Source organism: Blastococcus tunisiensis, assembly GCF_900112815.1.
Taxonomy (GTDB): domain Bacteria; phylum Actinomycetota; class Actinomycetes; order Mycobacteriales; family Geodermatophilaceae; genus Blastococcus_B; species Blastococcus_B tunisiensis.
Genome location: NZ_FOND01000029.1, coordinates 39,173 through 48,383 on the forward strand (window position 1 = coordinate 39,173; position 9,211 = coordinate 48,383).

The 9,211-nt window shown below is 73.2% G+C and carries 7 protein-coding genes and 1 pseudogene; 7 read left to right on the forward strand and 1 reads right to left on the reverse strand.

The window, feature by feature from the left end:
* Positions 1-63: 63 nt before the first annotated feature.
* Positions 64-1,167 (forward strand): class I SAM-dependent methyltransferase, encoded by a 1,104-nt coding sequence (locus BM142_RS22885; RefSeq protein ID WP_092203637.1) that lies wholly within the window; start codon positions 64-66, stop codon positions 1,165-1,167.
* Between the two features lie 5 nt (positions 1,168-1,172).
* The gene (locus BM142_RS22890; protein WP_092203662.1) at positions 1,173-3,353 is read left to right on the forward strand and encodes an alpha/beta hydrolase; all 2,181 of its coding nucleotides are present in this window, start codon (positions 1,173-1,175) and stop codon (positions 3,351-3,353) included.
* Positions 3,354-3,441: 88 nt separating this feature from the next.
* Here the strand turns inward: BM142_RS22890 and BM142_RS22895 are convergent, their stop codons facing one another.
* The gene (locus tag BM142_RS22895; protein WP_092203639.1) at positions 3,442-3,969 is read right to left on the reverse strand and encodes an Lrp/AsnC family transcriptional regulator; all 528 of its coding nucleotides are present in this window, start codon (positions 3,967-3,969) and stop codon (positions 3,442-3,444) included.
* Between the two features lie 150 nt (positions 3,970-4,119).
* On the opposite strand from BM142_RS22895, the gene hppD reads away from it, so the two are divergent.
* From hppD to BM142_RS22920, 5 genes and pseudogenes are all read left to right on the forward strand, one after another.
* Positions 4,120-5,325, forward strand: a complete 1,206-nt coding sequence (gene hppD, locus BM142_RS22900) for a 4-hydroxyphenylpyruvate dioxygenase (protein WP_092203641.1) — start codon at positions 4,120-4,122, stop codon at positions 5,323-5,325.
* A 105-nt stretch (positions 5,326-5,430) separates the two neighbouring features.
* Positions 5,431-6,636, forward strand: a complete 1,206-nt coding sequence (locus BM142_RS22905) for a homogentisate 1,2-dioxygenase (protein ID WP_092203643.1) — start codon at positions 5,431-5,433, stop codon at positions 6,634-6,636.
* A 73-nt stretch (positions 6,637-6,709) separates the two neighbouring features.
* Positions 6,710-7,903, forward strand: a complete 1,194-nt coding sequence (gene fahA, locus BM142_RS22910) for a fumarylacetoacetase (protein WP_092203645.1) — start codon at positions 6,710-6,712, stop codon at positions 7,901-7,903.
* Positions 7,904-7,960: 57 nt separating this feature from the next.
* On the forward strand, positions 7,961-8,869 hold the full coding sequence (locus tag BM142_RS22915) for a diacylglycerol/lipid kinase family protein (protein WP_092203647.1): 909 nt from the start codon (positions 7,961-7,963) through the stop codon (positions 8,867-8,869).
* Positions 8,870-9,002: 133 nt separating this feature from the next.
* Positions 9,003-9,211 (forward strand): annotated as a pseudogene (locus BM142_RS22920) (hypothetical protein); the annotation flags it as partial.

Sequence of the window (9,211 nt, forward strand, 5' to 3'; positions counted from 1 at the left end):
GACGGCGGGGCCCAGCCGACCAGGGTCGGAAGTGACCGAACCGTCCCGATCCGAGGAGCTGTCATGACCACCACCGAGCTGCCCACCACCCCCGTCCGGCCTGCCCCGCGGCCGATCGACCCGGAGAAGCTCATGGCCTTCGTCTTCCGCGCCGTCGACGAGGTGGGCGCCTCCCTCAACACCGCACTCGTCGTCATGGGCGACGCGCTGGGCTACTACCGGACCATGGCCGACGGTGCCTCGATCACGCCGTCCGAGCTGGCCGAGCGGACCGGGACCGACGAGCACTACGCCCGGGAATGGCTGGCCGCCCAGGCGGCCGGCAACTACCTCGACTACGACCCCGCGACGCGGACCTACACCCTGCCCGCGGAGCAGGCCGCCGCGCTCACCGACGAGACCAGCCCCGCCTACCTGCCCGGCTTCTTCCAGCTCACCCACGGCACCGTCCGCGACGCCGCCGCGGTGATCGGGGCGGCGCGCACCGGCGACGGCATCGGCTGGCACGCGCACAACGGCGACGTGCACGTCGGCTGCGAGCGGTTCTTCCGGACGATGTACAACGCCCACCTGATCGGCGAGTGGCTGCCGGCGCTCGAGGGCGTCGTGGAGAAGCTCGAGCGGGGCGCCACCGTCGCCGACGTCGGCTGCGGGCACGGGGCCTCGACCATCCTCATGGCCCGCACCTTCCCGCGGTCGACGTTCGTCGGCTCGGACTACCACGAGGGCTCGATCGCGATCGCCCGCCGGCGGGCTGAGCAGGCCGGCGTCGCCGACCGCGTCAGGTTCGAGGTCGCCCCGGCCACGGAGTTCACCGGCAGCGGCCACGACCTCGTGACGACGTTCGACGCCCTGCACGACATGGGCGACCCGGTGGGGGCCGCCCGTCACGTGCGGCACACCCTGGCCGACGACGGCACCTGGATGATCGTGGAGCCGATGGCCGGCGACCACGTCGAGGACAACCTCAACCCGGTGGGGCGGGCCTACTACGGGTTCTCGACGCTGTTGTGCACCCCTGCCTCCCTGTCCCAGGACGTCGGCCTGGCCCTGGGCACCCAGGCAGGCCCGGCACGGATCCGCGACGTGGCGACGACGGCGGGCTTCCGCCGGTTCGCGGCGGTGGCGAACACGCCGTTCAACAACGTCCTCGAGGTCCGGCCGTGACCGCGATGCGGACGGCCCGGCGGCGGGCCGCCGAGGAGGAGGATGCCGACGTGGTGCATGCACCGAGCCGGGCCCGTGACCCCGACGTCCAGGGCGTCGTCGAGCGGGACGGCGTCCGGCTGGCCTACGAGGTGTTCGGCCGGGACCAGCACCCGACGGTGCTGCTGATGCCGACGTGGTCCATCGTGCCGTCCCGGCACTGGAAGGCCCAGATCGGCTACCTCGCCCGGCACTACCGGGTGGTGACCTTCGACGGCCGGGGGAGCGGTCGGTCGGACCGCCCGGCCGGGGCCGCGGCCTACACCGACGACCAGTACGCCGAGGACACCCTCGCGGTGATGGACGCGACGGGCACCGAGGCCGCCGTCCTCGTGTCGCTGTCGTGCGGCGGCACCTGGTCGGTGCACGTCGCGGCCGGTCACCCCGAGCGGGTGCTCGGGCTGTTCGCCATCGCGCCGGCCTGCGGCTTCCCCGTGTCCCAGCCGGAGCGGGAGCAGTACGCGTGGGGCCTGCGGCACGAGGCGCGGCAGGGCTGGGCCCGCTACAACCGGTACGCATGGCTGGAGGACGACTACGACGGTTTCCTGTCCTTCTTCTTCGGCCAGATGTACAGCGAGCCGCACTCCTCCAAGCAGATCGAGGACGCCATCGGGTGGGGCCGCGAGGTGGCGCCGCGGACGCTGGTCGACACCACGGCCGGGCGGATGGGGTGCGACGGCGCCGTCTGCCTCCCCCTGGAGCCGCTCTGCCGCCAGGTCCGCTGCCCGGTCACCGTCGTGCACGGCACCGAGGACCACGTGCGGCCGCACGCGGTCGGCGAGCGGCTGGCCGGGCTCACCGGCGGCTCGCTCGTGCTGCTCGAGGGCAGCGGGCACGGCCCGCACGCCCGCGATCCCGTGCGGATCAACCACCTGATCCGGGCCTTCGTCGACCGGGTGTGCCCCCGCGTCGAGCGGACGACGTGGACGCGGGCCGCCCGCCGGCCGAAACGGGCGCTCTACCTGTCGTCGCCGATCGGGCTGGGGCACGCGCAGCGCGACGCGGCCATCGCGGCCGAGTTGCGGCTCCGGCACCCGGACCTGCAGCTCGACTGGCTGGCGCAGCACCCGGTCACCACGGTGCTCGCCGAGCGTGGCGAGCGCATCCACCCGGCCTCGGCCTGGCTGGCCAGCGAGTCGGGGCACGTGGAGCACGAGTTGGGGGAGCACGACCTGCACGCCTTCCAGGCCATCCGCCGGATGGACGAGATCCTGGTGAACAACTTCATGGTGTTCGCCGACGTCGTCGCCGAGGGGCACTACGACCTGGTGATCGCCGACGAGGCCTGGGACGTCGACCACTTCCTGCACGAGAACCCCGAGCTCAAGCGGTTCGCCTTCGCCTGGATGACCGACTTCGTCGGCTGGCTGCCGATGCCCGCCGGCGGCGCGGCCGAGGCGGCGCTCACGGCCGACTACAACGCGGAGATGATCGAGCAGCGGGCCCGGTTCCGTCGGGTGCGGGACCGCTCGGTCTTCGTCGGCAGCCCCGACGACGTCGTCGACGCCGATTTCGGGCCCGGCCTGCCGCCGATCCGGGAGTGGACGGAGGCCAACTTCGACTTCGCCGGCTACGTCACCGGGTTCGACCCGGCGGCGCTGGCGGGCACCGACGAGCTGCGGCGGGACCTCGGCGTCGGCCCCGACGAGAAGCTCTGCCTGGTGACCGTGGGCGGCTCCGGGGTGGGCGGCCCCCTGGTGCGGCGGGTGCTGGACGCCGTCCCGGGGGTGCGGCGCCTGGTGCCGGAGCTGCGGTTCCTCGTGGTCACCGGGCCGCGGATCGACCCGGCGACCCTGCCCGGGACCCCCGGGGTCATGGTGACCGGCTACCTGCCCGACCTCTACCGGCACCTGGCCGCCTGCGACCTGGCGGTGGTGCAGGGCGGGCTGACGACGTGCATGGAGCTGACGGCGCTGCGCAAGCCGTTCGTCTACGTCCCGCTGCGCAACCACTTCGAGCAGAATCTCCACGTGCGGCACCGCCTGGACCGCTACGGGGCCGGGCGGTGCCTGCCCTACGAGGACGCCACGGACCCCGACGCGTTCGCCGAGGCGATCGCGAAGGAGGTGACCCGAGAGCTCGCCTACCGCCCGGTCGAGACCGACGGGGCCCGGCGCGCGGCAGCGTTGCTGGCGGATCTGCTCTAGCCCGGCCGCCGCGACCCGAACAGTGTGCGCCCGTCTGCAGTTCCAGCGGCGAGAACTGCGCACTGGCGCCCACCGTTCCGCGAAACGGCTATGGGCGAACGGTGCCCGGGCGCCGGTTCATCGCCGAGCGGCCGGCGCCGGGGGCGGCTTCGGACTCCAGCAGCGGCAGCGTGCGCCAGGGGACCAGCGGCGACAGGGCCACGACGCTGGTCGACCGGACGATCGCCGACGACCGGTTGAGGTCCACGAGGATCTGCTGCAGGCCCGCGTGCGAGCTGGCCGCCACCCGGCAGAGCACGTCCCCGCTGCCGGTCGTCGCGTGCGCCTCGAGCAGACCGGGGATGGCCTCCAGATCGCGCTGCACGTCCTCGAGGGCACCCTGGGCGATCTCCAACGTCACGAACGCCTGGACGCCGAAGCCGGCCGCGGCCACGTCGACGTCCGGCCCGTAGCCGGTCACCACGCCGTCGTCCTCCAGCCGCTGCAGCCGGGCGGAGACGGTGGCCCGGGCGACCCCGGTGATCCGGGACAGCTCCAGGGCGCCCGCCCGCGGGGAGTCCCGCAGGGCGGCGAGCAGGGCGACGTCCAGCTCGTCCAGCGTGCGGCGTCCGGTCATGCCCGAACTATGCGGGTTGTGCAGTCCGACCACCAGGGAGGTGGCTCGAACGGGCAGGTGGACCAGCTGCACCGGCGCCCGTTGCACAGCCGCCCGGAGGGGTGTGCAGTCGGGGAGACAGCGCCGTCGACCCGGGAGTGGAGAGCGTCCATGAGCCTCGAGCAGACACTGAACGACCAGGAGCGGCTGGCCGGACTGGACCTCGCCCAGCTCGAGCAGCTCGTCGGCCTGGTCGAGTACGACGAGTCCGGGGATCCCTTCCCGGTCAGCGGCTGGGACGCCCTGGTCTGGGTCGTCGGCAACGCCGTCCAGACCGCGCACTTCTTCCAGTCGGCGTTCGGCATGGAGCTGGTGGCCTACTCCGGTCCCGAGACGGGCAACCGCGACCACCACTCCTTCGTCCTCCGCTCGGGCGCCGCCCGGTTCGTCGTCCAGGGTGCCTACGACCCGGACAGCCCGCTGGCCGACCACCACCGCCGGCACGGCGACGGCATCGTCGACATCGCACTGGCGGTGCCCGACGTCGACCGCTGCATCACGCACGCCCGCGCCCAGGGCGCCACGGTTCTCGAGGAACCGCACGACGTCAGCGACGAGCACGGCACCGTGCGGCTCGCGTCGATCGGGACCTACGGCGACACCCGGCACACGCTGGTCGACCGCTCGCGGTACGCCGGTGCCTACCTGCCCGGCTACGTCGAGCGGACGTCGTCCTTCGTCCCGCGCGACGGCGCCCCGAAGCGGCTGTTCCAGGCCGTCGACCACGTCGTCGGGAACGTGGAGCTCGGCGCCATGGACGAGTGGGTCGGCTTCTACAACCGCGTCATGGGCTTCACCAACATGGCCGAGTTCATCGGCGAGGACATCGCCACCGACTACTCGGCGCTGATGAGCAAGGTGGTCGCCAACGGCAACCACCGGGTGAAGTTCCCGCTCAACGAGCCGGCCCCGGGCAAGAAGAAGTCGCAGATCGACGAGTACCTCGAGTTCTACCGGGGCGCCGGCGCCCAGCACGTCGCGCTGGCCACGAACGACATCGTGCGCACCGTCGACGCGATGCGGGCCGAGGGCGTCGAGTTCCTCCCCACCCCCGGGTCCTACTACGAGGACCCGGAGCTCCGGGCGCGCATCGGCACCGTGCGGGTGCCGATCGAGGAGCTGAAGAGCCGCGGCATCCTGGTCGACCGCGACGAGGACGGCTACCTGCTGCAGATCTTCACCCGGCCCACCGGCGACCGGCCGACCGTGTTCTTCGAGCTGATCGAGCGGCACGGCTCGCTCGGTTTCGGGAAGGGCAACTTCAAGGCACTCTTCGAGGCCATCGAGCGCGAGCAGGAGAAGCGCGGCAACTTCTAGGAGGACCCCCTTCCTCCCCACCCTTCGCGAGCTCAGGGTGGGCCCCTGGAAGGGGGCCGTGGATCCGCAGACTCCCGGCGCAGAAGGTCCGGACGGAGGAGTTCGATGGCGCACTACCGGCAGGTGGGGGAGATCCCGCCGAAGCGGCACACGCAGTTCCGCCGTCCCGACGGCCGGCTGTACGCCGAGGAGCTGATGGGGGAGGAGGGCTTCTCCTCGGACTCCTCGTTGCTGTACCACCGCGGCGTCCCGTCCTCCCTGGTCGACGCCCGGTCCTGGGAGCTGCCCGACCAGACGACGACGCCCAACACCCCGCTCCTGCCCCGGCACCTGCGGCTGCACGACCTCTTCCCGGGGGAAGAGCACAAGGCGGTCGACCCGGTGACCGGCCGGCGGCTGGTCCTGGGCAACGCCGACGTGCGCATCTCCTACGCGGTGAGCAGCCTGCCCAGCCCGCTCTACCGCAACGCCGTGGGCGACGAGTGCGTCTTCGTCGAGCGGGGGAGGGCGCGGGTCGAGACGGTGTTCGGTGCGCTCGACGTGGGTCCGGGCGACTACGTCGTCCTCCCTCGGGCGACGACGCACCGCTGGCTCCCCACCGGCGACGAGCCGCTGCGTACCTACGCCGTCGAGGCGAACGGCCACATCGCGCCGCCCAAGCGGTACCTCTCGAAGTACGGGCAGTTCCTCGAGCACGCGCCCTACTGCGAGCGGGACCTGCGCGGGCCGGCCGAACCGTTGCTGGCCGAGGGCAGCGACGTCGAGGTGTACGTGAAGCACCGTGGCGACGGCCCGGGCGGGCTGGCCGGCACGGTCCACGTCGTCCCGGAGCACCCGTTCGACGTCGTCGGGTGGGACGGTTGCCTGTACCCCTACGCCTTCAGCGTGTCGGACTTCGAGCCGATCACCGGCCGGGTGCACCAGCCGCCGCCGGTGCACCAGGTGTTCGAGGGCCCCAACTTCGTCATCTGCAACTTCGTGCCGCGGAAGGTCGACTACCACCCGCTCGCGGTGCCGGTGCCCTATTACCACTCCAACGTCGACTCCGACGAGATCATGTTCTACGTCGACGGCGACTACGAGGCCCGCAAGGGGTCGGGCATCGGCAAGGGCTCGGTCACCGTGCACCCGGGCGGGCACTCGCACGGCCCGCAACCGGCGGCGGTCGAGGCCTCGCTGGGCGCGGAGCGCTTCGACGAGCTGGCCGTCATGGTCGACACGTTCCGGCCGCTGCACCTCGGGGAGGGCGGCACGGCGGTGGACGACGGCCGGTACGCCTGGTCCTGGTCGGGGCGCGGGCCGTCCCGGTGAGCGAGCGTGCGAGCTCACCCGTGAACGGAGCACCTCTGGGCACGCGGCCGACGGGCGCCGGCGAGGAGAACGCGTGACCTGGGTGGAGCTGCCGGACGACACCGGGTTCGGCATCGACAACCTGCCGCTCGGGGTGTTCCTCGGCGGAGGGCGCGTCGGCTTCCGGCACGGCGTCCGCATCGGTGACCTCGTCCTCGACCTGTTCGCGATGACCGACGACCTGATCCACCACCGCAGCACCCTCGACCACTTCCTCGTGGCCGGCCCCGGTCTCTGGCAGGACCGGCGCGAGCAGGTCACCGAGTGGCTCACCGACGAGCGGAACCGGGTCCGCGTCGAGCCGCACCTGCTCCCGCTCGACGACGTGCGGATGTGCCGACCGATCGGGGTCGCCGACTACGTCGACTTCTACAGCTCGAAGGCGCATGCCGAGAACGTGGGCCGGTTGTTCCGCCTGGACGGCGACCCGCTGCCGCCGAACTGGCGCCACCTGCCGATCGGCTACCACGGGCGCGCGGGCACCGTGGAGGTGTCGGGGACGCCGGTGGTGCGGCCCTGCGGTCAGCTCGGTCCGCCGTCGGACGGTCTCCCGCCCTTCGGCCCGACCCGCCGGCTCGACTTCGAGGCCGAGGTGGGCTTCGTGGTCGGGGCGCCGTCCGAGCCCGGGGAGCGGGTGGCGGTCACGGACTTCGCCGAGCACGTGTTCGGGGTCTGCCTGGTCGACGACTGGTCGGCCCGCGACCTGCAGGCGTGGGAGTACGTGCCGCTCGGCCCGTTCCTCGGCAAGTCCTTCCAGACCTCCATGTCGCCGTGGATCGTGCCGCTCGCCGCGCTGGAGGCCGCCCGGCTCCCGGCCCCGCCCCGCGACACCGAACTGCTGCCCTACCTGCGCGACGACGACGCTCGCTGGGGTCTCGACCTCACCCTCGAGGTGAGACTCAACGGGGAGGTGGTCAGCAGGCCGCTCTTCCGCGACATGTACTGGACGCCGGCCCAGCAGCTCGCACACCTGACCGTCAACGGCGCCGCACTGTCACCCGGCGAGCTGTTCGCCTCGGGCACGGTCAGCGGCGCGACGCCGGACCGGTGGGGCTCGCTGCTCGAGCTGACGGCCGACGGGACGCGGCCGCTGACGCTCGCCGACGGCACGACCCGCACCTTCCTGGAGGACGGGGACGTCGTCACGGTCACCGCCTCGGCACCGGGGCCGGGCGGCAGTCGGATCGGGTTCGGTGACGTGACCGGCACGGTGCTGCCCGCCCGATGAGGTGAGCACCGGGCCGTCGTGCACGCGGACCGGGCCCCGGACGGCGATCATGGGCGGATGCGACTCCTGGTGCTGGTCAACGGCGCGGCGGGCACGACGGACGACGAGTCGGTCGAGGCGGCCGTGGCCGCGCTGCGCCGCAGAGCCGACGTGACGGTCGCCGCGACCGCCGACGAGGCCGAGCTGCGCACCGCGGTGTCCGGCCTCGGCGACCGTCGGCCGGTCGTGATCGGCGGGGACGGCTCGGTGCACGCCGCCGTCCGCGCCCTCGACCGGGCGGGGGTGCTGGATCCCGGGCTGCCCGTCGGCATCGTCCCGCGCGGCACCGGCAACGACCTGGCGCGGACGCTGGGCCTCCCGCTGGACCCGGCGGAGGCGGCGGCCGTGGTGCTGGACGGCACGCCGCGGCGGCTGGACCTGGTCCGCGACGACGCCGGCGGCCTCGCCGTCAACGCCGTGCACGTCGGTGTCGGCGCCCTCGCCGCGGCCGAGGCACTGCGGTTCAAGGAGCGGCTCGGCACCGCCGCCTTCCCGCTGGGCGCCGCGATCGCCGGCGTCACCAGCTCGGGCTGGCCGCTCCGGGTCGAGGTCGACGGACGGGTCGCGGTCCACGGCAGCGAGGGCTGGGCGGCCGACGGGAGCACCGACGTGCTCATGCTGGCCGTCTGCACCGGCGCCACGATCGGCGGCGGCGCCCTCCTGGCCCCCGACGCCGTCCCCGACGACGGGCTGGCCGAGGTGGTGGTCAGCACCGCGACGTCCGCGGTGGCCCGGGCCGCGTTCGCCGCTGCCCTGCCGAGCGGGCGGCACGTCGACCGTCCCGACGTCCTGGTGCTCCGCGGCCGGGAGGTGACCTTCTCCGGGGCCCCGGTCGACGTCAACGCCGACGGGGACGTCGAGGAGGGTGTCGACGCCCGCACCTGGAGGGTGGAGCGGCACGCCTGGTCGGTGCTCGTCCCGGGGTGAGCCCTGCGCTCAGACGGTATGACCCGACCGATCCCGTGGGGAGCGGTTGCGGGTCGGGGCCTTCCACACCAGAAACGTGGGTTACCGGGGAGGAGCCCCTGCCCGGCCTATCCGACATGTGTGGGAGGCCCCGATGGGTGTGGAGCGTACGAGCGTCGGGCTGGACGTGCACGCACGATCGGTGTCCGCGGCGGCGATCGACGGCGTCACGGGCGAGTTGATCAAGAAGCGGCTGGTACCCACGACCGACACCGTGATCGAGTGGGTGCGTGGCCTGCCGGGTCCGGCGGCGGTCACCTACGAGGCCGGGCCGACCGGGTTCGGGCTGGCCCGGGCACTGGC

Coding starts and splice junctions, on each gene's coding strand:
- BM142_RS22885 (WP_092203637.1), top strand. CDS start 64: ATGACCACCACCGAGCTGCCCACCACCCCCGTCCGGCCTGCCCCGCGG.
- BM142_RS22890 (WP_092203662.1), top strand. CDS start 1,173: ATGCGGACGGCCCGGCGGCGGGCCGCCGAGGAGGAGGATGCCGACGTG.
- BM142_RS22895 (WP_092203639.1), bottom strand. CDS start 3,969: ATGACCGGACGCCGCACGCTGGACGAGCTGGACGTCGCCCTGCTCGCC.
- hppD (WP_092203641.1), top strand. CDS start 4,120: ATGAGCCTCGAGCAGACACTGAACGACCAGGAGCGGCTGGCCGGACTG.
- BM142_RS22905 (WP_092203643.1), top strand. CDS start 5,431: ATGGCGCACTACCGGCAGGTGGGGGAGATCCCGCCGAAGCGGCACACG.
- BM142_RS22915 (WP_092203647.1), top strand. CDS start 7,961: ATGCGACTCCTGGTGCTGGTCAACGGCGCGGCGGGCACGACGGACGAC.